Raw genomic sequence first — 26,053 nt, 5'->3', positions numbered from 1 at the left:
GCCGCGCGCGCGAGCCCCGGCCTACCAGCGATACGTGAGCAGCAGACGCAGATCCTGGAGCTTCTGGATCCCCACCTGTCCCTGTGCCTCGTTGGGCTCGATCCGGCGGTCGCGGAAGATCAGGGTCCCGTAGAGGACGTTGCGCCACAGGTACACGTGGGCCGCGGCACGGTACTGGAACTCGCGGAGCTGGCGTCGCAGATCCGAGCCCAGGAACGCGGGCGGATCCTCGAACTCCGTGCCCAGGTAGGTGCCGGCGTCACCCGCGAACATCAGGCGCTTCTTGATCGCGAGCACCCCCACCTGGCCGTTGACCGCCAGCTGCCAGTTCTTGAAGTTGAGCTCGCGCTTGCCGTAGGCCTCGCCGAGCACGATGAGCCGGCGCCAGCGAAACACGGCCTGGATGTTGGCGGCGGGGTAGCGCTCCTGCGCGCGCTGGTCGTACTTGGCGCCCACGGCCACGGCCAGGGTGGTGGGAGCGGGCGTATAGAGGAACGGCGAGTCCCAGCGGCTGTAGTAGCCCACCAGGTTCATCCAGCTCTGCGCGCCCACCGACCAGGTGTAGTTGCGGTTGTCGTCGGGGAAGAAGCGGCCGCCGATGTTGCCGTTGAAGCGACCCGCCCCGCCGGCCAGGAACGTGCGGTAGAGGAACTTGCCCTTCTTGTCGAGCGGCCCGCCGAACTCCACCGCCGCGCCGTTGCCCTGCTCGAACGCGTTGTAGACGTAGAACGCGGGGTCGGCCAGCAGGCGCTTGTGCACCGAGCGAACCAGCTCGAGCGACAGCCCGCCGCCGCCGCTGTTGACGTTGACGTAGTGCCCCTTCTTGCCCAGCGGCACCTGGAAGGTGGCAAACGTCATGCGAGGCGTCCGCTCGGCCCGCATCGACAGCAGGAAGAACGAGTTCTGGATGAACGGCAGCTGCCCCAGCACGCGCAGCTGGATGGTCTCGAACTGGGTGTCGAAGCGCTCGAAGGTCTCTCCGTCGGGGCTGCGCTGGGCCTCGGTGTCGTTGGTGAGCACGGCGCTCTGCGACACCCGGGCCACCACCGAGAAGCGGAAGTCGCCCTCGCCCTGGCACACGGTCACCGCGGTGTCGAGGCGGCAGCCGAGGTCGTTGCAGTCGACGTTGCCGTCGCCGTCGTTGTCGAAGCCGTCCGAGCAGGTGTAGTTGTCGCGCTCGCCGTCGGCATCGAGCCCCACCCCCATGAGGTCCTCGGGCGCCTGGCCCTCCTGCAGACCCACCGAGGCGCCGTCGTGGGTGGCGCCCCCCTGGCCGAGCGTCACGCTGGTCCCGTTGCCGCCCTGGGCCGCCCGGCTGGTGGTGGGCGCCACGTCCCACGAGCCCTTGCACACGTCGGCATCACCGCAATCGAAGTCGTCGCAGTCGACGTAGCCATCCTGGTCGTTGTCGACCCAGTCGCTGCAGCGCGCATCGTCGTACTCGCGCTGCCCGTCGGACTGGCACGCGGGATCCTTCTTGCAGTCGGCGTCGCCACAGTCGTAGACGAGGTCGCCGTCGTCGTCCTTGCCATCGTTGCAGACCGTCTCGGTCCGTCGCGGCTGGTGCTCGGGCACGGACCCCTCGGGAGCCGGCTGGGCCGTGGTCTCGGGGTCTTCGGCCGCAGGCCCGCTGGTGGAGGGCGGGGAGGTGGCCGGGGTCGCCGGGGTGGCGGGCCCGGCCGGCGCCAGCACTCGAGCCGCGCCCGCGCCAAAGGGCGTGGCGTCGGCGTCGGCGGGCAGCAGCATCGGCAAGCCCAGGCAGCTCAGCCACAGGCAAAGGGACACGGCTCTTGCGCGGAGGTCCATCGGTTTGCTCGTCGGTGCGGTCGGTCGCGGATCGGAAGAGAGGGAAGGTCGGGGGAAGCGGACGGGTCCGGCCGGTCGGGGGTCCCTGGCGGCACGACCTAGCCGGTGCGGCCAGTCGCGCAGTAGCCCAGCTCGGGGCACACGGTGACCTCGGCGTTGTGGCTGCAGTCGAAGTCGTCGCAGTCGGTGAAGCCGTCGGCGTCGTTGTCGAGCCCGTCGCTGCAGCGCCGGTCGGTCTCGGCGTTGGACAGGCCCAGGCTCTCCTGGCACACCTGCAGCACCTCGAACAGGTCGGACTGCGAGCAGCCGAAGTCGGCGCAATCGGTGAACCCGTTGCCGTCGTTGTCGATCCCGTCGGTGCAGGACTCGGGGCTGTTCTCGAGCTTGCCCTCGCAGACCTCGAGGGTGGCGGGGTCGTCGCTCATCGAGCAGCCGAAGTCCTGGCAGTCGATGAACCCGTTGCCGTCGTTGTCGAGCCCGTCCGAGCAGGCCTCGGGGTTGTTCTCGAGCTGGTCCTTGCAGACCTCGATGACGGCCGGATCCTCGCTCATCGAGCACGAGAAGTCGGCGCAGTCGACGTAGGTGTCGCCGTCGTCGTCGATGCCGTTGCTGCACTCCTCGGGGGTGCTCTCCTCGGCGCCCTCGCACAGCTCGATCACCGCGGGGTCGTCGCTCATCGAGCACGAGAAGTCGGCGCAGTCGGTGTAGTCGTCACCGTCGTCGTCGATGCCGTTGCTGCACTCCTCGACCGTGTCCTCCTCGGCCCCTGCGCACAGCTCCTGGATCGCCGGGTCGGTGTTCATCGAGCACGAGAAGTCGTCGCAGTCGATGAAGCCGTCGCCGTCGCTGTCGACCCCGTCCGAGCACTCCTCCACCGTGTCCTCGGGTCCGCCGGTCGGATCGCCCGCGCCCGTGCCCCCGCCGCCGTGGCTGGGCGGAAGCTGGAGCCCGCCACCGCCGCTGGCTCCGCTGCCGCTGCCGCAGAGGGCCACCACCTCGGGGTCGTCGCTCATCGAGCAATCGAAGTCCTGGCAGTCGACGTAGGTGTCGCCGTCGTTGTCGAGCCCGTCGCTGCACTGGAGCACCGAGGCCTCGAGCCCGTTGCAGTGCTCGCGGATCTGGGGGTCGGGATTCTGGCCGCACTCGCGGTCGTCGCAGTCGGCCATGCCGTCGCCGTCGTTGTCGGCGCCGTCGGTGCACTCGGCCAGCGTGACCTCCATGTCGTCGCACAGCTCGACGAGCGCGGGATCATTGCCCAGGCAGTCGTAGTCGTTGCAGTCGATGTAGCCGTCGTTGTCGTCGTCGAGGCCGTTGGCGCAGGCCTGGGGGGTGTTCTCGGGCGAGCCGCACATCGCCGTGTGCGCGCACGACTCGTAGTCGATCACCCCGAGGAATTCGCAGCACCGGGGGTAGAGCTCGTCGGGATCGATGCCCGCCTCCATCAGCTCCTCCATCGTCGCGCTGCAGGTCAGGTCGCAGTCGTCCTCGCAGTCGATCTTGCCATCGCCGTCGCCGTCGAGCCCGTCGGCGCAGTTGCTCCCGTTGGGGCTCACGTCGATCACGCCCTCGGCGTCGGTGGAGATCACCCCTTCGCGGCACACGTCGACCAGGGGGCTACGGCGGCAGCCGAAGTCGGCGCAATCGAGGAACCCGTTCTGGTCGTTGTCGATCCCGTCGCTGCACAGCTCGTTGGTCACCTCGCGCAGGCACCCGGTCTCGAACACGTCCTGGCACTTGCGATCGCCGCAGTCGAACTGACCGTTGAGGTCGTTGTCGACGAAGTCCCGGCAGATCTGCAGGTTGTTGGTGCAGTCCTTCTGACGCGTGCCGTCCTCGAGCGTCACCGTGACGCAGCCCTGCGAGGGATCCTCGATCTGGTCGTCGAGCCCCTCGGGCACCACCTCGCCGCACACCGTCGACAGCACCAGGCAGTCGGGATCCTCGCAGTCGACGAGGCAGTCGTTGTCGTTGTCGTTGTGGTCCGAGCACGAGATGTCGTCGTTCTCGTAGCCGAACACGGGCAGCAGCGGCTCGTTGTAGCAGGCCACCGAGAGGCTCCACGCCGCCAAGAGCGGCAGCGCCAGGCTCGCGATCGACAACCTATTTACTTGAGACATGCGGCGCGACCCGTGCCGAAGCGGCGCTTGAAGTCGATGTGGACCATGCAGGCGCCGGGCTCGGGCTGGCCGTTGCCGAAGCGACCGGCCGCTGCGTAGCCCTGCAGGTGGCGCGTGAGCGCATCGCGGTCGTCCTTGGCGACCTCGCGATCCACGTGGCGGAAGCGAGCGAAGTCGGACACGACCTTGCGCAGGGCCTGGTCGTCGAGCGGCTCCACGATCGTGGCCACCGCCGAGTCCTCGCGCAGCGCCTTGGCGACCTCGTCGATGGTCGCGGCGTCGACGTCGTGGATCATGTGGCAGACCTTGGAGCACTCCACGTAGCGGTTTTGGTGCTTCCACTTCACCGAGTGGCCGTCTTCGGTGGAGACCAGGCGGTTGTAGGTGCCGCTGCCGTCGGAGTCCTCCTCGGCCGAGTGCAGCGAGGTGAGGATGAAGTCGGGCACCCCGTGCGACCACAGCCCGCGGCGCGCCTCGATGGCCTCGCGCTGGGCCTCGACCAGCTTGGGGTCGCCGGGCTCGTCGCCCACCGTGAGCACGTGGGCCATGCCGCGGCGGACGAGGTCCTCGGCCAGATCGGGACACCACACCAGCATGCGGCCGTAGGTATCGGTGGCCCCGTCGGTCTCACACTCCCACACGCCCTTGCGCGCGTGGTAGGTGGCCATCTTGGCCATCACGTAGAGCTCCTTCTCGGTCCACGTGCCCCACTGGTGCACGGGCCCGTAGGACTCGAGCGTGTTGTAGCCCGAGAGGCGCGCCTTGGCGCCCTGCATGTCGCCCGCCAGCACGCGGAAGCTGTCGCCGTCGTTGAAGGTGACCTGCACGAGCTTGCCGTTGAGGATCACCTTGCTGCGCGGCTCGCCGGCGTCGGCGTGCGGGCTGCCGAGCAGGCCGAGCGCCGCGGAGGCGGCAGCCGTGACCAGGGCCATGGCGGGAAGGCAGGCCAGAAGGCCCAAGCCCGGCCGGGTGCGCCGACGGGGTCGATGGTCGTCCATGTGCATCGCGGTGCTCTCCCATGCCTCGGCCTGCACGCGCATCGAGGTGGCGTGGCGGCGATCGCTCGCCCGCGCACCCTCGACGCTCGTTTCCGGACTCGGCACCGCGGGCATCATGGACGAAAGCGAGCCGCGCGTGCAAACGGTTCGGGGCGAGTTCGGGCCCTGGATGGGGGGGAGAAAGTGGATTGATCTCGTGAGGATCCGTCGGCCGTGGTCGGCGGGTCCCCGATGACGCGGGTGGTGGAGAGCAAAGGACGGTGGGAGATCGGCTGGGCGGTGGAGATCGGTCGGGTGGTGGAGATCGGTGGAGCGGTGGGACGGTGGGACGGTGGGCAACGGTGCGGCGTGGGACCGCGGCGCGATGTGAACGCCGCGGGGTCACGCGAGGGTGTCTCGATGCGGCTTGGTGATCGCGCTCGCGAGGTTGCGAGGCGACAGCGGATCGAGCGAGCGCGCACCGAAGATCTTCGAGCGTGCGTCGTGACCCATGCGTGCCGAGTCGATGGTGCATCGCTGCACGCCGTTTGGATTCGGGATGCGTGAGCGCGTCGCTTCTCGATTCCCGATCCGCGTCGTGGTGCTATCGTGGTCGAACCCGCCATGAGCCACGAGACCAAGCCCAAGGAGTCCGCCGACGTCGTCGAGCTTCCGGTCGAGCTCGGTCCGATCACCGCCCCGCGCACGGGCAGGCTGGTCGGACACAACGAGCAGGGTCGTCTGCTCGTCGACTTCCCTGGCAACCCGTTCGGCCCGCTGCGAGCACGCACCACCGTGGTGCTCGCACCCGACGATCTGCAGCGCGCGGTGCAAGAGCAGCGAGCGGTGCTGCTGCTGTTCGAGGAGGGTGATCCCGGGCGACCGATCGTGGTGGGGCTGCTGCAAGACGTCGCCACCTCGGCTCCGCCCCCGCTTCCGGTCGAGGTCCAGGCCGATGGTCGTCGCGTGGAGGTGGAGGCCGCCGACGAGCTGGTCTTGCGCTGCGGCGACGCCAGCCTCGTGCTGCGTCGCAACGGGCGCGTGATCATCCGGGGGACCTACGTGGAGACGCGCTCCCAGGGCGTCAACCGCATCAAGGGCGGCTCGGTCCTCATCAACTGAGTGCCGAGCGCGCTCGGAGTCGCGGAGCGGCGCCCTCGTCGTTGGGCGTAGACGCGCGCTCGTGCGGAAACGATGCGAGCGGCTCACACCCGGGTCGATCTCGGCGGAGTGGGCGCCCGCCTGATTCGTCGCCGAGCCCCCTCGGCATGGACGCCGTTCCATTGGCCAGCATCGTGCACCACTCGTAGCCACGAGGAGGCCGACATGAAGAACGACGAGAAGAGAATCCGAACGAGCGTGTGCCTGCTCGTGCTGGGCGCATCGGTCGTGCTGATGAACCCGATGGAAGTCGACGCCAAGTGGACGCGCTCGACCGCGTTCGATTGCAAGACCTTCAACGGCTCGCCCAAGGACATGTCCTGGGCCCTGATGAACGACAGTCCCACCAGCTCGATGCAGGTGCTGTGCAACCTGCCCGAGAGCGACTACTACCCCAAGGGCAACATCACCCTCCTGAACCTGCACGCTCGCGACGGCACGACCGCCGGCCGCGTCGAGGCGATGGCGTGCGCGTCCGCGTGGTGGGAGATTGGCGGGTGGTGCGGTCCCAAGGCCGTGTCGGAGGTCGGCAACGTCACCGACGTCACGCTCCAGCCCAACCTCGGTCAGTGGCTCAACGACGGCAACTTCGGCTACCTGTGGATCGAGCTGCCGCCTCGCCAGGGATCGTCCCGTAGCAGCATCAACGGCTACTTCACCGTCGACTAGCCAGGGACACCGAGGACCGAGGGCGGCCATGTCAGCGAGGCTCACGATCCTGTTCTCGATCGCCGCGTGCACGATGGGAGCCGCGCTCGTGGTGACCATGCCCGGCAAAGAGGAGAGCGAAGACGCGACGGCCACGGCCAGCGAGCTCCGACCCGTGCCGGGCGAGCGCTCCGTACGCGCGTCATCCACGGTGCGACGGACTCCGCTGGCGCGTCGCCGGTTCGCTGCGTTCGGTCGCCGCGCGCCCGCGACCGACGACGACGACGCGCTGGTGACCCAGCCACCCGTCGAATTCGACCCGACGGCGCTCGACCCCGAGGAGGAACGACGCCGGGTGCGGAGCGAGTGGCAGGCCCAGCTCGATGCCCACGCGCATCAGCCCGTGGACGGATCATGGGCGCCGAAGGCCCGCGCCTCCTTCGATCGGGACCTGCGCCTGCTCTCCACACGGGTCGACGCGCGCCTGCTGGACACCGATTGCCGTACCGACAGCTGCACCGGTACCGTCGAGTTCGGCAGCTTCGAAGACGCCGTGGTCGGCTACGAGACCTTCCTGCACGAAGACTACGCCGTCAACTGTGCACGGGGAACGATCCTGCCGGAACCCGAGGATCGGGCTCGGCCCTACGTGGCGACCTTCCTGTTCGATTGCTCGGCGCAGTAGCGCGACGGGCCACGCCAGCTCGGTGCCGCGTGCCCTCACGGGATCGACACCTCGCCCAGCGCCGGGCAGGTCGCCAGCTCGGTCTTGCCCAGGCTCGCCTCGAACGCGCAGCGTGCCCGTGCGGTGGCTCGCTCGGCGAGCGCGGGGTTCGGGGCGAGGCCTTGCCCCGTGCGGGCGGCATCGGCCAGGTGGTGGCACGCCGTGCTCGCGCCCGCCTCACAGGCCGAGACGAACAGCTGCATCGCTCGCGTCGTGTTCACGGGCCCGGCGCGGCCTTGCATGATCATCACGCCCAGGCCGTTGCAGCTCGGCGCGTAGCCGGCGTCGCAGGCCATGGTGAAGCGCGAGTACGCGAGCCGGTCGTTGTCGGGGCTGGGGATCGCGTAGTAGGCATCGAGCGCCTCGGCGTGACAGGCCGCGGGCTCGCCCCGCTGACAGCCCTCGCGGTGCTGGGTGGCCATCGGCTCGGGGCTCGGGCGGTGCGTGGCGTGCTCGTCGTTGATGGGCTCCACGTCGTGGCGCTCGATCAAGTCGAGCTCGATCGGCGCCTCGGCGGGCGCGGCCTCGGGCGTGGTGGAAGCGGGCGTGGCGGCCGGTGTCGAAGCGCAGGCCGTCAACGAGGCCACGAGGATCCAACCGCCGGGGCGCATCACTTCCAGAGTACCGTGGGCGGCCCCCCCAGCCGAGCGACCAACGCGACCATCGCCGTCTCCACCCTCAGAATCCGCGGCCCGAGCCCGACCATCCGATCCCCGAGCCCCGCGAACCGCTCCCGCTCGTACGGCACGAACCCTCCCTCGGGCCCGAGCACCAGGCACAGCGAGCCCTCCTCGCCGCCACACGGGCACATCTCGGCGGCCTCGGGGTCCGCAACGACCACCACCCCCCGCGCGCGCTCCTGCTCCAGCCGCTCCTCCACGAATGCCGCAAACCCGCGATGCATCTCGATCCTTGGCAGCACCGTGTCCACGCACTGCTCCAGCCCGAGCAGCATGTGCCGCCGTAGCGCCGCGGCCGCGAGCAATGACGAGTCCCAGTAGCTCGGCTCCACGCGGCGGCTGTGGAACAACAAGAAGCGCTTGATCCCGAGCGCGGTTCCCTGCTGCAGCACCTTCTCCAGCGTGGGCGGACGCGGCAGCGCCAGCGCCAGCACGATCCCCGACGCGGCCGGCGGCCGCTCCCCGAGCGACACCCGCAGCTCGAGCGCCTCGCGATCGCAGCGCAGCACCTCCCCGTGCCCGAGGTTGGGCAGAGGAGCCTCGTCACCTTCATCGAGCAACCCGACTCGCAGGCGATCTCCCGGCTCCGCACGCAGGTGCTTGCGCGCATGCTCCCGCCGCCGATCGCACAGACGCACGACCCCCTCGCCGATGAAGTCCGAGGGCTCGAGCACGATCACGTTCATGGCGGAGCGCCGCGATGGTACCGCCGATGACCGCCGATCTCCGGCCGCGGAGGCAGGAGCCGCCTACGGGCAGTTCTGCGACGTCACCTGCTGCCCGGTCACCGGCACCCCTGCGTCCACGAACTCCAGCGGGATCGACTGGCAGTTCGGTGCCCCGCAGTCCTCCTGCCGCGCCACGTGAGCGTGCCGCCCGGTGCTGTATCCGGTCGACCCCGACAGCCCCACCGGATACCCGCGCGGCACCAGCTCCCCGTCCGCCACCAGCACTTCGTTGAGGTGCTTGTAGAGCGACGTGCTCCCGTCGCCGTGCAGCAGCACCACCAGGTTGCCGTAGGCGAAGCACTCGGGCCCGCCACCGGCGTAGCAGGGGTCACCCGGCCCGGTCTCCGCGAACGTATGGAGCACCACTCCGTCGGCGATCGCGACCAGCGGGGTGTTGAGGCCGATCGCAAAGTCGAACGCATAGTAGGCGTTGCCCTGGTGGCTGACTCCGCCGTCGTTGCCCTGCGAGATCGTGGCCGACATTCCGCACTCGAGCGGCAGCCAGAACCCGTCGGGCGGCAAGAGCTCGGGCGGCTCTTCGAACGTGCACTCGGCGAACCCACCGAAGACGTAGCCGTCGAGCGAGTCGGTGGCAATGTGGAACCACAGCGTGATCCCGTCGATCTCCTCGCCCTCGACCTCCTCGATCACGTCGACGATCGCATTGTTGGGCAGGGTGCCGATGGGCGCCTGCGCGGTGGAGGGCGTGGGCCGAACGTTGAGGACCTCGCCCGAGGCCACCATCACGCGCACGCGCGGGCAATCGTTGGGCTCACCGGTGGTCCCGGTGTCGTCGAGCGGCGGCAGGCCGGTCGAGCCCGTGGACTCCGCATCGTCCGAAGCACCGGTGTCTGCGAGGGAGGTGGAGACCTCGCTACCCGAGCCCGCGGTGTCGTCGCTCGTGCTCGCGGGCCCGAGCTCGGGGTTGTAGGCAGGACCGGGGTCCTCGTAGTCACCGCAGCCCCCGATCCCGACCGAGATCGAGGCCGCAACCGCGATCCCGAGCACCCGCCTCGCACCGATCCCGTGCACGCCCACGATCCCGTGGTAACCGATCGAAGGCCTCCCGACCAGCGTTCAGAGGGGTCTAGGGGCCAGAATTCGTCTGTGGCTGACGCCGGGGTGGCTGGGCCAACCCGGGTTTCGCGAGCCGGCGATCGGCGAAGGTAGCCCACGCGACCCAGGACACCACCAAGCCTCCCGGAGCAAGGAGTCATCCGCCGGGTGTGCGGCGGATCATCGACCCCACCGCGGCCGCCGTGGTCCCCTCCGCGCTCCATGACGCTCTCCCGCGAGGACACCCGGGCCGCCTACGATCGGCATCGCAAGCTCCACGAGGCCGGGCACTGGGGGGCCATCGCCGACCTGTTCGCAGAGGACGGCCGCTACTCCGAGCCCTACTTCGGCGAGCTCGTGGGGCGCGAGGCGATCCGGGCGTTCCTGGTCAAGAGCATGGCCGGGCTCGAGGCATGGACGTTCCCCATCGAGTGGACGGTGGTCGACGAGGGACGCGTGGTCTCGCACTGGCAAAACCGCCTGCCGGGCACGCGGCGCGGCGGCGGGCACTTCGAGTTCCCGGGGATCTCGACCATCACCTACGACGATCACGGGATGATCGCCCGACAGGTCGACTTCTACGATCGCATGAAGGTGCTGCAGGTGGTCGCCGAGGCCCGCTCGCGCGTGGTCGAGCACGCGGTGGCGGGCATCGGCCGGATCGGGCGCTCGGTGGTGATGGGCACGCACTGGCTGGTGGCCAAGACCAGCGCCGGCGTGCGCTAGCAACCCACCACGCGCACCCGCTTTGCCGTGGTGCTCCACTTCGCGGGTGGTGCGAGCACCCGCGGCCACGCTATCCCTGCGGCCAGCCGCCCTGCCCTTGACCGGGCACCTGCGTTCCACCAGACGGCGCAAACCCCTGTGGCGCCTGCATCCCCGCGGGTGGGTATCCCTGCGGCGCCTGCATCCCCGCGGGCGGCTGCCCCGGATAGCCCTGCGGGGGCTGCTGCATCCCACCGGGAGGCGGCTGCATCCCTCCGGGTTGCTGCATCCCTCCGGGCGCCTGCTGCATCCCGCCCGGCGCCGGCGGCTGCACGCCGCCTCCCGGCGGTCCCATCGGCTTGGCCTTGGGCTCGGGCATCTTCAGTCCGCTGAGCTTGCCCAGCACCACGAACCCGCCCGCGAAGATCACGATGGCCGTCAACGCGGTCGCGAACTCGGTGCCCACCACCTTTCCGCTGGGCCACTCGAGCAGCGCCGAGAGGAACGAGGCCAGCGCGGGCAGCATGGCAATGCCGGCCACCAGCGCCACCACACCCGCGGCCAGTCGCTTGGCCTTGGGAAACTCGCTGGCGTTGGTCCGCGGAAACAGCACCAACGCCATGGCCACCACCCCCACCGCACCCACGAGCAGCGAGGGCGCGGCCGCCTTGAGCCGCGCACCCACCCCGTCGAAGGTGAACAGCGCGGCCAAGAATCCCTGGAGGCCGAGCGCGAACAACAAGGTGCTCACCACGGACAAGGTGGCGGCCACCGTCTTGATCCCGAGCTGATCATCACCAGCGGTGGGGCTGTCCTTGCGCCGCGCGTCGATCTGCAAGATCACGTAGATGAGGAATGCGATCGGAATCGCCGACCACGCCACGTCGACACTGGGCATCCGGGGCAGGAGGTTCATCGCCCCGAAGACTATCAGGCCGCCTCACCCCGCCTTGCGCATTCAGCGCAAAACCTCGTCAGAAGTCGACCCGCACCCCCAGCGTGGGAAACACCGGCAAGCCGAACGCGCCGATCCGTCCGCGATAGTCGCGTTGGTAGATCCACGCCTCCACGTTCTGCCGGTTGTAGACGTTCTGCACGTCGAGGTAGCCGGTGATGGTCGCCCGCGGGCGAACCCACTGCTTGTCCACGCGCAGGTCGAGCTGGTGGAACACGGGGAAGCGCGCGGAGTTGTCGACGCCGAACACGGGCGTGGAGCGGGTCGGATAGCCGATCTCGTCGAGCTCGGCCACCCCCACCACGGGTCGATAGGGGTTGCCGCTGGCCACCCGAAAGCGCCCGCCGATCCGCCAGCGTCGGGGCAGGCGATAGCTCGCCACCGCCACCAGGTTGTGTGGCTGATCGAAGTCACCGGGAACGACCGTGCCGTCCGCCACCGCCCGACGGCTGCGCATGAGCGTGTAGGCCACCCAGCCGTAGAGCTTGCGGGTCAGGCGACGGCGAAGCAGCAGCTCGCCGCCGTAGTCCAAGCCGGTGGTCGCCGTGCCCGAGAGCCCCAGCTCCGTGTCGTGGACTCCGACGCGGCCGGGATCGTGAAAGCTCCGCACGAAGCCGCCCACCCGCAGGTCGAGCTGCTGCGGCAGCTCGACCTCCACGCTGGCGCTGGCCTGGGTCGACGAGACCACCCGCATGCCCAGGCTGTTGCCGTCGAACGGCACCCGGGGCTCGAACGACGACACCAGCGCCGAGGGCAGGATGATGGTGGGGGCCAGGTCGTCCACGAGATCCTCCACGACCTGACCGGTCAGGCTCACCTGGGTGATGGCGGCCTGCGAGTAGCGACCCACGCCGAAGTCGAGATCGGCGCGGTCGCCCAGCGCGATGCGACTATCGAAGCGGGGATCGATCGCGGCGTGGTGCTCCTCGTTGAGCCGAAAGCCCTGCACGCGCACACCCGGTGACAGCCGCCAGCGCTCGTCGCCGAAGTGCACGATGGAGAACACTCCACCGCTGGCCTCGACCCCGCTCGAATTGCGCTCGGAGAGCACGCTCTCCAGGCCATCCGCATCGGTGACGATATAGGCGGCGTTCGCACGAAACGGTGCGATCGTTCCGTCGGTGCCGACCAGGATGCGCGCACGAGGGGCGATGACGGTCTCGAGCTCGGCGCGCCAGCCCGGCACGACCTCGCGTCGCGACAAGGTCACGTAGTCGATCACCGACGCGAAGTCCGTGCCGATGCGCACCGCAGGCGAGAGCAGCAGCCGCGTGCGTCCCACCTGCCAGCGACCGACGAGATCGAAGCGGTGGAACTGCGTGCGCACCTCGAACACGGTCCTTACGTCCTGGGTCGACCAGCGGTCGTAGTAGCGCTGCCGCACGCGATCGCCGGCCCCGAGCGCGCGGATCTCGAGCTCGCCGTCGCCCACCACCGGCTGCAGCATCCACACCTGGTAGTCCCACAGGCCCGGCAGGAAGAAGCCCTGGCCCTCGACGACCTTCTCGGCCCCGCGCAGCACGGCGTCGAGCCAGCCGCGGCGCGCCGCCACCATGTACGAGCCGAGCCCCAGCGGGCCCTCCACCGAGGCGTTGGTGCCCGCCACGTCGACCTCGGCGTGACCGTGGGTGCCGTCGCGGCGCGGTCGGTGGGGATGCAGCCGCACCAGCCCGCCCGCGAGCGGCCCGTAGCGCGCGGGCGCATTGCTGGGCGCCAGCTCGATCCCATCGAGCGCCTCGGACTGCACCACCGCCGCCAGCGGCAGGGCATGAAAGGCCCGCGGGATCGGGTGCTCGCCCAGCATGGTCAGCGACTGCCAGGGCGGCGCGCCGCGCAGGACCAAGAGGCCCAGGCCACCGGGCGGGCGCGCCACTCCGGGCAGGTTCTGCAGGGCCCGCAGCGCGTCGCCCTGGGTGCCGGGCAGGGTCTGGATCTCCTCGCGCGACAGCACCGTCGAGCGCGGCTCGCTGTGCTGGATCGAGCGCTCGCCCTGCACCACGGTGCGATAGTCGTGGTCGAGATCGCTCATCGGGAACAGCTCGACGGCGACCACGGCGTCACGCACCACCTCGGTGGCCTGCTCGAGCCGCAAGAGGCCCTCGCGCAGCACCACCATCCGCACCGGTCCCGCGGGCACGCCCTCGATGGAGAAGCGCCCCTCGGCGTCGGTGATGGTACCCACGCTCCAGGGCGGCGGTCGGTCGGCATCGAGCGGATGCGACGCGGGCACCACCACCACCCGAGCGCCTTCCACCGGCTCGCGCTCACCGGCCACCCGCACCAGGCCCCGCAGTCCGCCGCAGCCCTCGCGCGAGGCACAGGCCGGGGGCTCGGCCGCCTGCGCGGGCACGGCGATCGCCAGCCCGACCCAGGCCCACGCCGCGAGAAGGACCCAGGCCCCAACGCGGGCTCGCCTCACCGCTCGACCGTCCGTAGCGTCAGCGTGAACCACGACACCGCATCGCCGGGCCGATCGGTGGCCTTCACGTAGAGACGGAACGTCCTTCCCGCCGGGGGCGTGCGCAGGAAGATGCTGCCCACGTAGCCGTAGGCCCAGGCCAGCAGCTCGATCTCCGGGTCATCGACCCATACGTCGTAGTGAAACCACTCGAACCGGCCGAGCCATGTGCCGGGACCCTGTGGGCTCAGCACGATCTGCTGGTCGCGGAGCGGAACCTCCGGCACGATGATCAGCTCGATGTCGGCCTGGACCTCGAGCTCCTCGTCGATGGGGTGGAGCGGCAACGACTCCTCCCAGTCCTCTCCGTATTGCAGCAGCTCCTCGAACACATAGGGCCCCACCCTCACCCGTTCGAACACCGCGGCCGTGTTGGGCGGCAAGAGCTCGAGCACCTCGGAGGGCGGCAAGTCGCCATCATCCCAGCCTTCGAGCCCCGCCGCGGTCAACAGTCGACCGAGCACCCACTCGGGCCCGTACACCAGGTCGCTGGCTCCGATCGCACAGCCCACCAGGTCGACGGGCGGCCCCAGCACGAGCTGCTCGAGGCACGCATCGGTGCCGAGCCCACCCGCACGCCCGGAGACCAGGAGCACCCGAGGGAACAGCGACCAGTCGAAGAACAGCGGCAGCTCGTCGGGCGGCACCGCCTCGGGAATCACCACCTGGGGTCGGTTGCCCCGCCCGGCGAGGCACGCGTGGGCCTGGGCCACCGAGCCCTCGTGACAGTCGGGCAGCTCGCCGAAGCGGCGGCCCTGCTCCTCCAGCGACGCCAGGCACCCAGCCCCGCACAGGACCCATGCGGCATCGTCGAGCGGCAGCGGCCCGTCGATGTCGGCCACCAGCGCGTCGAGCTCGACGACGTCGAGCGGCAGCACCTCGGCGCGCGGACGATCGGCGGGCAGCGGGGCGAGATCGATCGCGTAGGGGCCGTCCTCGACCACGGCGAGCGAGATCCCCAGCACCACCGGATCGTCGCTCAGCGCCCACGGCGGACGAACGTCGTCGTAGCACGCCGACGCTCCCAGGCCCGCCAGGAGAACGCTCGCAACCGACCGACCGATCGGCGTGGCTCGAGCACACACGACGATCCTTCGGATACCGGCGTCGGCCCAAAGGCGCAAGGGATCGATCGGGCCAACGAGGGACGAACCATCCCTTTTTTCGGCTTCGGGCTCGTCCCGTGGCGGTCGCAGGCCCGCGGGCCTACTCGGCCAGCTCCCACGGCAGCAGGCTCAGCGTGGTCATCAGCGCCAGCGTGGCCTCGGTGGTGATCGGATCGAGGTCCTTGGCCACCCACGCGCGCTCGGGCCTCCCGAGCAGCATCGCCAGCACGGCCCGACGCTCCTTGCCCCCGCCCTGCCCGACCCCTTGGCCCACCTCCCCTTGGCCCACCTCCCCCTGGCCCACCTCCTGACGCAGCTGGGCCACGGGCACGGGCAGCACCCGCTCGAGCCGCTTGAAGTGGATCGCCCGCGTCAGCACCTCGAGGTCTGGCCCCGGCGCGTCGCCCTCGCGTCCCAGCGAGCCCACGAAGTTGCGCGACAGCACCGTGCGCACCGAGAGCCGCCACGGCACCTGTCCGCGAGCGGTGGCCGTGCACTCCACCGAGACCTCGTCACCATTCTCGTCGAGCACCGCCCGAAAGTCGGCCTGGGCCGAGACCCGACGCTGCAAGATGCACAGCGCCGTCCACGAGCGCTGCGTGTCGGGAGCGTCGAGCACGAGCGTGGCGCGGTGCTGGGTCACCGGGCGCCGCGCGTCCTCGCGGGCGAGCGGACCCTCGGGATCGGGCGACTCCGATCGCACGCCCACCCCGTGCACCACATAGGGCCCCAGCCCGAACGCGGGACCGAGGCCCTTCTCGCGGTGACGGGTGCGCTCGAGCACGGTGCCCTCGGCCACGAGTGTGGGATCCACCAGCTTCACCGAAGGCCGCTGCGTGACCCCACAAGCGACGAGCGCGAGCGGGATCGACCACAGAGGGCCACCGGGGAGGCGCGTCACGAACCGCACCATAGCCCACCTCGTGGTACCTCCACACCAAGCGCTTCCGAGGCCACGTTGCGATATCCTCACCGCGTCCTTGTCCAAGCTCGCCCAGCTCCTCTCCTACCTGGAGCGCCCCGGAGTCACGGAGCTGGTGTTCCGTAGTGGGGAGGCCGCCGTGATGCACAGCGGCACCCACGTGCATCCGCTGACCGTCACCCCGCTGCAGGCCAACCAGATCCAGCGCTTCTTCGAGGGCACCCCCGTGCTCACGCACCTGCCCAAGGGTCCGGGGGTTCCGTCCCAGACCTTGCCCATGGACCTGCTGGGCGGACGCTACGTGGTGTCCATGAGCTCCGGAGGAGCTCCGCTCGAGATCCGCGTGGCCAAGCCCCGGGCGGCCGCCTCGACCTGGACCGACATCCCCGAAGCCGAACTGCCCGAGGGCATGGGCCGGCGGCCACGCAAGCGCAACCTCACCCCGCCGCCCATGGAGCCCTCCACGTTGCGGGACGCCGTCACCGCGCGCGACCTGCCGCGACACGGCAGCGCCACGAGCACACCGGCGACCTCCGATTCGGCGATCGGGCTCACGAACCCAGAGGCAATCCCCGAGCCGAGCCACGAGGTGGCCACCCAGCGCTACCGAGCCGTCAAGCCCACGCCCGCCCCGATTCCGGTCCCCGCCGCACCCGAGCCCGAGCCGGAGCCCCCGCCGCCCCCGGCCCCCACGCCCACCCTCGCCACCCCTCGTCGACGGCCCCGCGTCGGCGGCACCGTCGACGAAGCCCTGCGCGAGCACCTGATCACCGCGCGGCGACAGGCGGCCAGCGACGTGCACGTGGTCGCAGCAGACCCCGTTCGCTTCCGCCGTGCGGGCGCGCTCGAGCCCATGGGCGAGCCGATCTCCGCCGCCGGCGTGGAGGCGATGGTCCTGCCGCTGCTGAACCCCGAGCAGGCCGAGCAGCTCGAGCGGCTCGGCTATGCCGATCTCGCGGCCGACGTGGAAGGGGCGGGTCGCGTTCGCATCAACGTCAGCCGGCAGCGCACGGGGCTCAAGATCTGCCTGCGCCTGGTCGCGAGCCAGCCGCCCTCGCTCGAGTCGCTGGGCCTGCCGCCCGAGGTCCGCGGGCTCGCCAAGCACCACCAGGGTTTGGTGATCGTCGCGGGCCCCAACGGCCACGGCAAGACCACCTCGATGGCGGCGCTGATCGACATGTTCAACGCCAGCCACCCGATGCACATCATCACCGTGGAGGATCCGGTGGAGGTGGTGCACCCGCGCAAGCAGGCCATCGTGACCCAGCGCGAGGTGGGCACGCACACCCGCTCGTTCGCCCGCGCGCTCGCGGGTGCGCTGCGCGAGGACCCCGACGTGATCGCGATCGGCGAGCTGCGCGACCGCGAGACGGTCGAGATGGCGCTCGCGGCCTCGGAGACCGGCCACCTGGTGATCGCCACCATGAGCACGCCGTCGGCGGCCAAGACCATCGATCGCCTGATCGACATGTTCCCCCCCGACGACCAGGCCCAGGTGCGCGCGACCCTGGCCGGCTCGCTCAAGCTGGTGCTGAGCCAGCGCCTGGTCCGGCGCGCCGACGGACGGGGCCTGGTGGCCGCGTTCGAGATGATCACCGGCGGGATCGCCCTGTGGGCGCTGGTCCGCGACGACAAGCTCTACCAGCTACCCAGCCTGCTCCAGCGCGGTCGCAGCTTCGGGATGATCTCCCTGGAGAGCTCGCTGCGCGAGCTGCTGCAAGGCGGCGTGATCACGCGACAGGAGGCGCTCGCCCACGCCACCGACCCCAAGGCGTTCGCCCACGAAGATCCTCGCCCCCGCTGACCCGAGCCACGAGGCCCCTTCACCATGCCCGCCATCGACGCGCTCTTCGATCAGCTCCTCACCCGCGGCGGCTCCGACCTGCACCTCTCCATCGGCTACCCACCCACCATTCGCCTGCGGGGTCGGCTCGAGCCGCTGCGCAGCGCTCCGGTCGACGCCGCAGAGATGGACCAGCTGCTGCTCCCGCTGCTCGACGACGAGCGACGCCGGGAATTCGAGCGCGAGCGCGACCTCGACTTCGCCTACGCCTACGGGCAAAGGGCCCGCTTTCGCGCCAACTACCTGGTCAAGACCACCGGCCCCGGCGCGGTGTTTCGCACCATTCCCAGCAAGATTCCCTCGGTGCAGGACCTGCGGGTGCCCGAGGCGATCGTGCGCCTGGCCGAGCGCCGCGCGGGCCTGGTGCTGGTCACCGGACCCACCGGCAGCGGCAAGAGCACCACGCTCGCGGCCCTGATCTCGCACATCAACCACAGCCGCGCGGGGCACATCCTCACCATCGAGGATCCGGTCGAGTTCGTGCACCAGCCGGCGCGCTGCCAGGTGACCCACCGCGAGGTGGGCGTGCACTGCCCCAGCTTCGCCGACGCGATCCGCTCGGCCGGCCGCGAGAACGCCGACGTGATCCTGGTGGGCGAGCTCCGCGGCCAAGAGACCATGCGGCTGGCGCTGCAGCTGGCCAGCTTCGGGGTGCTGGTGTTCGCCACCGTGCACACCAACTCGGCGCCCGCCACCATCGATCGCTTCGTCAACGCGTTCCCGGCCTCGCAGCAGCCGGCGATCCGCGGCATGCTCTCCGACGCGCTGGCCGGGATCGTGGCCCAGCAGCTGTTGCGCACCGCCGACGGGCGCGGGCGCGTGGCCGTGCACGAGATCCTGGTGGGCACGCTGGGCGTGGCCTCGGCGATCCGCGAGCGCAAGACCGCGATGATCGGCAGCCTGATCCAGGCCGGCGGGCGCGAGGGCATGCAGAGCCTCGATCGCGCGCTGCAGAACCTGGTGGAGGCAGGCACGGTGAACGCCCACGACGCGCTCGACAAGGCGGTCGACAAGGAGGCGTTCGCGAGGATCCCCGCCGTGCGAGAGCGACTCGATCGCGAGTGAGCCAGCGCGAGCCGGGTGGACCCGAGCCCTACGGCCACAGGCAGCGGAAGATGTCCGTGAACACCTCCTCGCACGTCGTGCCCTCGGGGCACGTGCCGCCATCCTGACAGTTGAGCATGCACAGCACGCCCACCGCCCCGATGCACTCGGGATAGGCGGTTCCGCCGGGGGAGTCGGGGCACTCGAACACGGGCCCGGGGCCGCAGGGCGCCAGGCACATGTCGAAGCGCTGGTACTGATAGCACTCGTTGTCGTCGAGGCACTGCCCCATGTCGTCGCACGGTCCGTAGGGCTCGCCCACGCCGGGGTTCGGCATGCCTCCGCCGCTCGACTCCGAGCCCGACTCCCCGCGGGTGCCCGAGCTGCCCGCGGACTCCGTGCCCGAACCGCCCGACGATCCCGCCGAGCCGCCCGACGATCCCGTGCCCGTGCCATCGGCCGTGCCCTGGCTCGTGGGACCCTCGCTGGCGCTCGTCGACTCGGGCTCGCTCGTACCCGAGCCCTCGGACGACTCGGGGGTGCCGATCCCCGATTGCACGGGCTGGCATGCGAGGAGCGAGGCGAAGACGAAGAGAGCCGCGTACCGCATCGTCCGGCGACGATAGGGCCACGGCAACCTCGGGTCAATCTCGCGCCGTCGGCTGGGTCTCGAGTCGAGCCCGTACAGGTCTCGTGTTGGTCTCGTGTTGGGGGGGCGAATCGAGCGATCCCCGAAGCGGCGGTTTGGATGCGGGCGCCTCACGAGCGCACGAGTGTCACGGGGGCACGGCGACAGGATTCACCCCTCTCCACCGCCGCGCGATCACCGGACGGGTCCTGCGCCCTTCGACGCGACCCGCAGTCTCCTCCCCGCCGCTTGGGGAAGCTCGACCCTCAGCCTACGCCGTCGGTGTTTCACCTGTATGAGACGCCGCGATGGAGCGCGAACGTGCTCGTTCACCGTGAAGTTTGCACCGCGTCCGCACGGCGGTTCATGATCGCCCGCACCCAGAGTCCCATGCCTCGCCTGCGCCGCGCCATCCTGCCGCTCGTCTTCGTGATCGCGGGCGCCGCGATCGCGGGCTGGCTCGTGCACAGCAAGCCCGAGGCGAGGCCGCAGGCGCCCGACGATCCGATCACCTTCGTCGAGGTCGAGATCGCCCAGCCCACCACACACGCGGTGACGGTCGCGGTGATGGGCGTGGTCCGGGCCGAGCGCGAGGTGACGCTACAGCCCGAGGTCTCGGGTCGCGTGGTCGAGCACGCCAAGGCCCTCGTCGACGGCGGCTTGGTGAAGGCCGGTGATCCGCTGGTTCGCCTCGATGCGCGCGACTATGCCTCCGCGGTCGAGATCTCCAAGGCCGATCTGGCCCAGGCTCGCCTCGCCGTGCGCGAGGAGGAGGTGCAGCGTACGGTCGCGCAGGCCGAGTGGCGCGACGCTCCGCCCGACTTCTCCGAGCAGTCGCGCGCCTATGTCATGCGAGAGCCCCACCTCGATGCCGCACAGGCCCGCGTCAGCTCGGCGCGGACCCGCATCGAGCGGGCCAAGCGCGACGTGGGCAAGACGCTGATCCGCGCCCCGTTCGACGCGGTGGTGCTCGCCGAGAGCGTCGAGCTGGGCCAATTGATCGGGCCGCAGACCCCGGTGGCGCGCCTGGCCGGCATCGATCGCTTCTGGATCCAGGCCTCGATCCCGGTCTCGCAGCTCCCGTTCCTCGAGATCCCCGGGGTCAACACCGACCAGGCCCAGGGCTCGCCCGCCACCGTGATCGATCACGCCGCGGGCGAGCTGACGCGCGAGGGCTTCGTGCTGCGGCTCTTGCCCGCGGTGGAGGAGCGCGGTCGCATGGCGCAGATCGTGATCGCGGTCGACGATCCGCTCGGCCTGCGCGTGCCCCCCGGCGAGCGCCCCACCCCGCTCCTGGTCGGCACCTACGTCGAGGCCGAGCTGCGCGGCCGCACCCTCGAGGGGGTGGTCGCCGTTCCCCGCCGCGCCATGATCGACGACGCCCACCTGTGGGTCGTGGACGCGGAGCAGCGCCTGCGCTCGCGCGAGGTCACCGTCGCCTGGCGCGAGCGCGGCCGCGTGTTCGTGAAGGCAGGCCTGCGCGTCGGAGATCGCTTCGTGATCAGCAACCTCCCCGTCGCGACCGAGGGCATGCGCGTGCAGCAGACCGAGCCCGCGCCGAGCCCCACGCCCACGCCCACGCCCGTCGGTCCGAGCTGAGGTCTGTCGTTGGCCACCTCCACCGAGCCGCTCGAGCCCGCCGACGCCAAGGGCGTGGTGTCGTGGTTCGCCCGCAATCACGTGGCGGCCAACCTGCTGATGCTCGCCCTGCTGCTCGGAGGCATCGTGGTGGGCCTGGGCGTCAAGCAGGAGGTCTTTCCCGACTTCAAGCTCGACATGGTGGCGATCACCGTGCCCTACCCGGGTGCGAGCCCCTCGGAGGTCGAGCAGGGGATCATCGTGGCGATCGAGGAAGCCGTGCGCGATCTCGACGGGGTCGACCGCGTGACCTCGTCGGCCCAGGAGGGCGCGGCACGGATCTACGTGAGCCTCGAGCTCGACGCCGAGCCCAACACGCTGCTCGCCGACGTCAAGAACGCGGTCGATCGGCTCACCTCGCTGCCCGAGGACTCCGAGCGCCCGCTGGTCTCGCTGGTCACCAACCGGCTCGAGGTCATCTCGCTGATCCTCTACGGCGACCAGGACGACGCGCTGTTGCGCTCGCTGGCCGAGTGGACCCGCGACCAGCTGCTCGAGGATCCCGAGATCACCCAGTGCGACCTGCTCGGTGCACCCGCCCACGAGACCAGCGTGGAGGTCCCGCTGGCCAAGCTGCGCGAGCATGGCTTGACCCTCGAGGGCATCGCCCAGGTGATCTCCGCCTCGGCCCTCGAGCTGCCGGGCGGCGCGATCAAGACCGATGGCGGCGAGGTGCTGCTGCGCACGGCCGAGCGACGCCAGCGCGGGCTCGAGTACGCCGAGCTGCCCGTGCTCACCAGCCCCACCGGCACCCAGGTGACCCTCGGCGACATCGCCATCGTGCGCGAGAGCTTCGCCGAGACCGACGAGTCGGCCACCTACGACGGCAAGCCCGCCATCATGCTCAAGGTCTTTCGCACCGGCGATCAGACCCCGATCGAGGTGGCCGACGCCGTCAAGGCTCGCCTCGAGGTGCTGCGCACGCGCCTGCCCGAGGGGGTGAGCGTGACCCCCTGGGTGGACTGGTCGCAGATCTACCGCGAGCGCATCGACCTGCTGATGCGCAACGCCCAGCTCGGCCTGCTGCTCGTGCTGCTGGTGCTGGGCCTGTTCCTCGAGATCCGCCTGGCCTTCTGGGTCACCATGGGCATCCCCACCTCGTTCCTGGGGGCGCTCTTGCTCATGCCCGCCATGGACGTGAGCGTGAACATGCTGTCGCTGTTCGCCTTCATCGTGACCCTGGGCATGGTGGTCGACGACGCGATCGTGGTGGGCGAGAACATCCACGAGGCCCGCCAGCGCGGCGAGCCGCCCATGCGCGCGGCCGTCCGTGGCGCCCGTCAGGTGGCGATTCCCGTGTGCTTCTCGATCGCGACCACGGTGGTCGCGTTCATGCCCATGCTGTTCGTGCCCGGGTTCTCGGGCAAGTTCTACCGCGTGATCCCCAGCATCGTGATCTCGGTGCTGGTGATCTCGCTGGTCGAGTCGCTGTGGGTGCTGCCCGCTCACCTCGCGGCCCTGAAGGACCCGCCCGAGCGGGGCCTCCATGGCGCGCTGCACCGCCAGCAGCAGCGGGTCAGCCGTGCCCTCGAGCGCTTCGTGCGGCGCTGGTACGCGCCCGTGCTGCACGGCGCCCTGCGGCGGCGCTACCTCTCGCTGGCCGTCGGCCTGTTCATGCTGCTGTGCACCGCGGGCTGGATCGCGGGCGGTCGCATCGGCTTTCGCTTCATGCCCGAGATCGACGGCTCGCTCGCGCTCGCCACCATCGAGCTGCCCTACGGCGCCGCGCCCGAGGACACCGACCGGATCCGCCGCCACGTGCTCGCCGCGGCCCGGCGCGTGCTCGACGACAACGGCGAGGAGGGCATCCTCCAGGGTGTGTTCAGCCAGCTCGGCACCCCGCTGCCCGGCGACCCCGGCACTGCCAACCGGGCCGTGGTGGGCGGGCACCTCGCCAACGTCCAGGTGTTCCTCGTGCCCTCGGGGGAGCGCGAGCTGTCGTCGGCCACGTTCCTGCAGCGATGGCGCCGCGAGGTCGGGCGCGTGGCGGGCATCGAGAACATGCGCTTCAGCATCGCCCTGGGTCCCAGCCCCGGCGCGCCGATCAACGTGGAGCTGCAGCACGAGAGCATGGAGGTGCTCGAGCAGGCCAGCACCGAGCTGGCCGAGGTGCTCACCACCTACCCCGGGGTCTGGGACATCAACGACGGCTTCGCCCGCGGCAAGCCCCAGCTCGACCTCAAGATGACCAACAAGGCCTCCGTGCTCGGCCTGACCGCCGCCGACGTGGCTCGGCAGGTACGCGCCGCCTTCTACGGGGCCGAGGCGCTGCGCCAGCAGGTGGGCCGCAACGAGGTGCGCGTGGTGGTGCGGCTGCCATCGGACGAGCGTCGCCACGTCCACGACTTCGAGAACCTCTTGCTGCGCACGCCCACCGGCGGCGAGGTGCCGCTGCGCGAGGTCGCCCAGATCGTGCCCGGCCGCAGCTGGCCCGTGATCAACCGGGCCGAGGGCGTGCGCTTCGTGGAGGTCACCGCCGACGTGCGCACGGGCGAGGCCAACCCCGGAACCATCCTCGATGCGCTCGCCGCCCGCGAGCTGCCCGCGCTGATCGAGCGCCACCCCGGGCTCACCTACGAATTCGGCGGCTCCCAGCGCGAGCAGGCCAAGGCCATGGGCAGCCTGGGCAACGGCGCGTGGCTGGCCATGATCGGGATCTTCGCGCTGCTGGCGATCCCGTTTCGCAGCTACAGCCAGCCGATCATCGTGATGGCCGCGATTCCCTTCGGGCTCGTGGGGGCGATCCTCGGCCACGTGATCATGGGCTTTACGCTGAGCATGATCAGCGTGATGGGCATCGTGGCGCTCTCGGGCGTGGTGGTGAACGACTCGCTGGTCCTGGTCGATGCGGCCAACGGCTATCGGGCCGAGGGACGCTCGCTCTACGAGGCGATCGCCGCCGCCGGAGTGCGGCGCTTTCGGCCGATCCTGCTGACCTCACTGACCACCTTCCTCGGGCTCATCCCGATGATCACCGAGACCTCGGCCCAGGCACAGTTCTTGATTCCCATGGCCGTGAGCCTCGGCTTCGGGGTGCTGTTCGCCACGTTCATCGTGCTCTTGTTGGTGCCTGCGTACTACCTGGTGCTGCACGACGTGCTCGCGGTGTTCGGGCGCAGCGAGGCGGTGGTGCTGCCACCGGGCGACGGTCACACCAGCGCGGGTGAAACGCTGGCTCAGCCGGCCGAATAGGGCGCCCCCTACGCTCCGCTGCCTTCGGCGGCGGCGCACGACGCCGCCATGATATGAACACTCGTGCATGCGCAGGTTCAACGTCGCTGGGCCGTGTCGGGCGGAGCAGCACTACATGATCCCTGCCGAGGAGCGCCTGCCAGAGCTGGTGACGCTCGTCGAGCGTCAGGCCTACTTCGTGGTGCACGCCCCGCGACAGACGGGGAAGACCACGAGCCTGCGCGCGCTGGCGCGGCGCCTCACCGCCGAAGGACGCTACGCAGCGCTCTGCTTTTCGTGCGAGATGGGCCGACCGTTCGAGGACGACGTGGAGGCGGCGGCCAAGGCGATTTGGTCGGCGATCGAGCAGCTCGCATCGCGCGAGCTGCCCGAGGACCTGCGGCCACCGTCGCCGATTCCGGCGGCCGAGGGCACCTTCCTCTACAAGCAGCTCAGCCGCTGGGCCGAGGTCTGTCCGCGCCCGCTCGTGCTCGTGTTCGACGAGATCGACGCCCTCGCCGGCCGTAGCCTCTACTCGGTGCTCAGCCAGCTCCGCGTCGGGTTTCCCGAGCGGCCGGCCGCGTTTCCGTCGTCGGTGATCCTGTCCGGAATGAGGGACGTCCGCGACTACAAGGCGGCCAGCGGCGGTGGACCGGTGCGCATGGGCTCTTCGAGCCCCTTCAACGTCAAGGAGAAGTCGGTGTTGCTCGCCAACTTCACCGAGACCGAGGTTCGCGAGCTCTACGCTCAGCACACCGCGGAGACCGGCCAAGCCTTCACAAAGGAGGCGATCTCGACTGTGATGTCACTGACGCAGGGCCAACCCTGGCTGACGAATGCGCTCGCGCGGGAGGTGGTCGAGGAGCTCGGCCCACTGCCATCCGAGGCCATCACCGAGGCCCACATCATCCAGGCCAAGGAGCGCCTGATCCTCTCGCGTGCGACCCACCTCGACTCGCTCCTCGCCCGCCTCCGCGAAGACGCGGTGCGGCGCGTGCTCGAGCCGGTGCTCGCGGGTGAGCTCCCCGGAGGTGCAACCTTCGACGCCGACTTCGAATACGTAGTGGATCTGGGCTTGGTCGCCCCGGGGCTCCCGGTACGCATCGCCAACCCGATCTACCGCGAGATCATCGTCCGCGTGCTCGCAGCCCAAGCCGAGGCTGCCGTGGCCGTCGAGCCGCGCAGCTATGTGGGCACCGATGGCCGCCTCGACGTGCCTGCGCTGCTCGAGGGCTTCGCCCAGTTCTGGCGCGAGCACGGCGAGATCGTCGCGGGACGCATCGACTACCCCGAGGTGGCACCGCAGCTCGTGCTCATGGCGTGGCTGCACCGCATCGTCAATGGCGGAGGCTCGATCCAGCGCGAGGTGGGGGTGGGGCGCAAGCGGATCGATCTGTTGGTGCAGTGGCCCCACGCTGACGCCGACGGCAAGCGCATGGTCCAGCGGATCGCGATGGAGCTGAAGGTCTGGCGCGACCGCGACAAGAAGGGCGACCCGCTCGAGCGCGGGCTGGCGCAGCTCGACGAGTACCTCGACCGCCTCGGGCTCGAGGAGGGCGTGCTGGCCGTGTTCGACTGCAGAGCCCGCGCCGAGGCGATCGAAGACCGCACACGGCTCGAGGACGGACGAACCCCGAGCGGGCGCAGGGTGATGGTGTTGCGGGGGTGAGCCCGGGCCGACCGCGC

General features: G+C 70.4%; 20 protein-coding genes. 9 read left to right on the top strand and 11 right to left on the bottom strand.

Annotated features, from left to right (window positions below; translation table 11 throughout):
* Nucleotides 1-21 precede the first annotated feature (21 nt).
* From OEB96_RS10010 to OEB96_RS10000, 3 genes are all read right to left on the bottom strand, one after another.
* Complete coding sequence (locus tag OEB96_RS10010) at nt 22-1,806, bottom strand: hypothetical protein (RefSeq protein ID WP_266215303.1); 1,785 nt, start codon at nt 1,804-1,806, stop codon at nt 22-24.
* Between the two features lie 98 nt (nt 1,807-1,904).
* The gene (locus OEB96_RS10005) at nt 1,905-3,905 is read right to left on the bottom strand and encodes a hypothetical protein (protein WP_266215302.1); all 2,001 of its coding nucleotides are present in this window, start codon (nt 3,903-3,905) and stop codon (nt 1,905-1,907) included.
* A 5-nt stretch (nt 3,906-3,910) separates the two neighbouring features.
* On the bottom strand, nt 3,911-5,026 hold the full coding sequence (locus OEB96_RS10000) for a thermonuclease family protein (protein WP_266215301.1): 1,116 nt from the start codon (nt 5,024-5,026) through the stop codon (nt 3,911-3,913).
* A gap of 498 nt (nt 5,027-5,524) precedes the next feature.
* Here OEB96_RS10000 and OEB96_RS09995 point away from each other — a divergent pair, with 498 nt between their 5' ends.
* The 3 genes from OEB96_RS09995 (at nt 5,525) to OEB96_RS09985 (ending at nt 7,394) form a co-directional block, all read left to right on the top strand.
* Nucleotides 5,525-6,022 (top strand): DUF6484 domain-containing protein, encoded by a 498-nt coding sequence (locus tag OEB96_RS09995; protein ID WP_266215300.1) that lies wholly within the window; start codon nt 5,525-5,527, stop codon nt 6,020-6,022.
* A gap of 204 nt (nt 6,023-6,226) precedes the next feature.
* Nucleotides 6,227-6,730 (top strand): hypothetical protein, encoded by a 504-nt coding sequence (locus OEB96_RS09990; RefSeq protein WP_266215299.1) that lies wholly within the window; start codon nt 6,227-6,229, stop codon nt 6,728-6,730.
* A 28-nt stretch (nt 6,731-6,758) separates the two neighbouring features.
* Nucleotides 6,759-7,394: a hypothetical protein gene (locus OEB96_RS09985; protein WP_266215298.1), complete on the top strand. Its 636-nt coding sequence runs from the start codon at nt 6,759-6,761 to the stop codon at nt 7,392-7,394.
* A gap of 35 nt (nt 7,395-7,429) precedes the next feature.
* Here OEB96_RS09985 and OEB96_RS09980 read toward each other — a convergent pair whose 3' ends face one another.
* From OEB96_RS09980 to OEB96_RS09970, 3 genes are all read right to left on the bottom strand, one after another.
* Nucleotides 7,430-8,044 carry a tetratricopeptide repeat protein gene (locus OEB96_RS09980; RefSeq protein ID WP_266215297.1) on the bottom strand — a complete coding sequence of 205 codons (615 nt, stop codon included), beginning with the start codon at nt 8,042-8,044 and terminating at the stop codon, nt 7,430-7,432.
* A complete protein-coding gene (locus OEB96_RS09975; RefSeq protein ID WP_266215296.1) occupies nt 8,044-8,799 on the bottom strand; it encodes a 16S rRNA (uracil(1498)-N(3))-methyltransferase in 756 nt (251 codons plus the stop codon). The genes OEB96_RS09980 and OEB96_RS09975 overlap by 1 nt, the downstream gene beginning before the upstream one ends.
* Before the next feature lie 63 nt (nt 8,800-8,862).
* Complete coding sequence (locus tag OEB96_RS09970) at nt 8,863-9,873, bottom strand: M23 family metallopeptidase (protein ID WP_266215295.1); 1,011 nt, start codon at nt 9,871-9,873, stop codon at nt 8,863-8,865.
* Between the two features lie 246 nt (nt 9,874-10,119).
* On the opposite strand from OEB96_RS09970, the gene OEB96_RS09965 reads away from it, so the two are divergent.
* On the top strand, nt 10,120-10,623 hold the full coding sequence (locus OEB96_RS09965) for a nuclear transport factor 2 family protein (RefSeq protein WP_266215294.1): 504 nt from the start codon (nt 10,120-10,122) through the stop codon (nt 10,621-10,623).
* Nucleotides 10,624-10,693: 70 nt separating this feature from the next.
* Here the strand turns inward: OEB96_RS09965 and OEB96_RS09960 are convergent, their stop codons facing one another.
* From OEB96_RS09960 to OEB96_RS09945, 4 genes are all read right to left on the bottom strand, one after another.
* Nucleotides 10,694-11,518 (bottom strand): hypothetical protein, encoded by an 825-nt coding sequence (locus OEB96_RS09960; RefSeq protein WP_266215293.1) that lies wholly within the window; start codon nt 11,516-11,518, stop codon nt 10,694-10,696.
* Between the two features lie 58 nt (nt 11,519-11,576).
* Complete coding sequence (locus tag OEB96_RS09955; RefSeq protein WP_266215292.1) at nt 11,577-13,976, bottom strand: peptidase associated domain and porin domain-containing protein; 2,400 nt, start codon at nt 13,974-13,976, stop codon at nt 11,577-11,579.
* The gene (locus OEB96_RS09950; protein WP_266215291.1) at nt 13,973-15,100 is read right to left on the bottom strand and encodes a hypothetical protein; all 1,128 of its coding nucleotides are present in this window, start codon (nt 15,098-15,100) and stop codon (nt 13,973-13,975) included. Before OEB96_RS09950 ends, OEB96_RS09955 begins: the two co-directional genes overlap by 4 nt.
* 121 nt (nt 15,101-15,221) lie before the next feature.
* Nucleotides 15,222-16,022, bottom strand: coding sequence for a hypothetical protein (locus OEB96_RS09945; protein WP_266215290.1), 801 nt, complete (start codon nt 16,020-16,022; stop codon nt 15,222-15,224).
* A gap of 79 nt (nt 16,023-16,101) precedes the next feature.
* On the opposite strand from OEB96_RS09945, the gene OEB96_RS09940 reads away from it, so the two are divergent.
* Entirely contained in the window at nt 16,102-17,847 is a 1,746-nt protein-coding gene (locus tag OEB96_RS09940) for a type IV pilus twitching motility protein PilT (protein ID WP_266215289.1), read from the top strand.
* Between the two features lie 24 nt (nt 17,848-17,871).
* The gene (locus tag OEB96_RS09935) at nt 17,872-18,951 is read left to right on the top strand and encodes a type IV pilus twitching motility protein PilT (protein WP_266215288.1); all 1,080 of its coding nucleotides are present in this window, start codon (nt 17,872-17,874) and stop codon (nt 18,949-18,951) included.
* Nucleotides 18,952-18,979: 28 nt separating this feature from the next.
* On the opposite strand, the gene OEB96_RS09930 is transcribed toward OEB96_RS09935, so the two are convergent.
* Nucleotides 18,980-19,540, bottom strand: coding sequence for a hypothetical protein (locus tag OEB96_RS09930; RefSeq protein WP_266215287.1), 561 nt, complete (start codon nt 19,538-19,540; stop codon nt 18,980-18,982).
* A gap of 408 nt (nt 19,541-19,948) precedes the next feature.
* Between OEB96_RS09930 and OEB96_RS09925 the strand changes: the two genes are divergently transcribed.
* The 3 genes from OEB96_RS09925 to OEB96_RS09915 all read left to right on the top strand — a co-directional run bounded on the left by OEB96_RS09925 (nt 19,949) and on the right by OEB96_RS09915 (nt 26,036).
* Nucleotides 19,949-21,157 (top strand): efflux RND transporter periplasmic adaptor subunit, encoded by a 1,209-nt coding sequence (locus tag OEB96_RS09925; protein ID WP_266215285.1) that lies wholly within the window; start codon nt 19,949-19,951, stop codon nt 21,155-21,157.
* Between the two features lie 9 nt (nt 21,158-21,166).
* Nucleotides 21,167-24,388: an efflux RND transporter permease subunit gene (locus OEB96_RS09920; protein ID WP_266215284.1), complete on the top strand. Its 3,222-nt coding sequence runs from the start codon at nt 21,167-21,169 to the stop codon at nt 24,386-24,388.
* 67 nt (nt 24,389-24,455) lie between these two features.
* Nucleotides 24,456-26,036 carry an ATP-binding protein gene (locus tag OEB96_RS09915; protein WP_266215283.1) on the top strand — a complete coding sequence of 527 codons (1,581 nt, stop codon included), beginning with the start codon at nt 24,456-24,458 and terminating at the stop codon, nt 26,034-26,036.
* Nucleotides 26,037-26,053: the final 17 nt, after the last annotated feature.

The sequence above is a fragment of the Paraliomyxa miuraensis genome, from assembly GCF_026337845.1.
Taxonomy (GTDB): domain Bacteria; phylum Myxococcota_A; class Polyangia; order Nannocystales; family Nannocystaceae; genus Paraliomyxa; species Paraliomyxa miuraensis.
Note: the sequence above shows the minus strand (reverse complement) of the source record. Positions and strands in the feature narration are given on the sequence as shown.

What these genes read in the sequence shown, in the direction of transcription:
- OEB96_RS09930 (WP_266215287.1), bottom strand. Translation starts at nt 19,540, where the DNA reads ATGCGGTACGCGGCTCTCTTCGTCTTCGCCTCGCTCCTCGCATGCCAG.
- OEB96_RS09985 (WP_266215298.1), top strand. Translation starts at nt 6,759, where the DNA reads ATGTCAGCGAGGCTCACGATCCTGTTCTCGATCGCCGCGTGCACGATG.
- OEB96_RS09980 (WP_266215297.1), bottom strand. Translation starts at nt 8,044, where the DNA reads ATGCGCCCCGGCGGTTGGATCCTCGTGGCCTCGTTGACGGCCTGCGCT.
- OEB96_RS10010 (WP_266215303.1), bottom strand. Translation starts at nt 1,806, where the DNA reads ATGGACCTCCGCGCAAGAGCCGTGTCCCTTTGCCTGTGGCTGAGCTGC.
- OEB96_RS09975 (WP_266215296.1), bottom strand. Translation starts at nt 8,799, where the DNA reads ATGAACGTGATCGTGCTCGAGCCCTCGGACTTCATCGGCGAGGGGGTC.
- OEB96_RS09935 (WP_266215288.1), top strand. Translation starts at nt 17,872, where the DNA reads ATGCCCGCCATCGACGCGCTCTTCGATCAGCTCCTCACCCGCGGCGGC.
- OEB96_RS09965 (WP_266215294.1), top strand. Translation starts at nt 10,120, where the DNA reads ATGACGCTCTCCCGCGAGGACACCCGGGCCGCCTACGATCGGCATCGC.
- OEB96_RS09990 (WP_266215299.1), top strand. Translation starts at nt 6,227, where the DNA reads ATGAAGAACGACGAGAAGAGAATCCGAACGAGCGTGTGCCTGCTCGTG.
- OEB96_RS09915 (WP_266215283.1), top strand. Translation starts at nt 24,456, where the DNA reads ATGCGCAGGTTCAACGTCGCTGGGCCGTGTCGGGCGGAGCAGCACTAC.
- OEB96_RS09995 (WP_266215300.1), top strand. Translation starts at nt 5,525, where the DNA reads ATGAGCCACGAGACCAAGCCCAAGGAGTCCGCCGACGTCGTCGAGCTT.
- OEB96_RS09925 (WP_266215285.1), top strand. Translation starts at nt 19,949, where the DNA reads ATGCCTCGCCTGCGCCGCGCCATCCTGCCGCTCGTCTTCGTGATCGCG.
- OEB96_RS09960 (WP_266215293.1), bottom strand. Translation starts at nt 11,518, where the DNA reads ATGAACCTCCTGCCCCGGATGCCCAGTGTCGACGTGGCGTGGTCGGCG.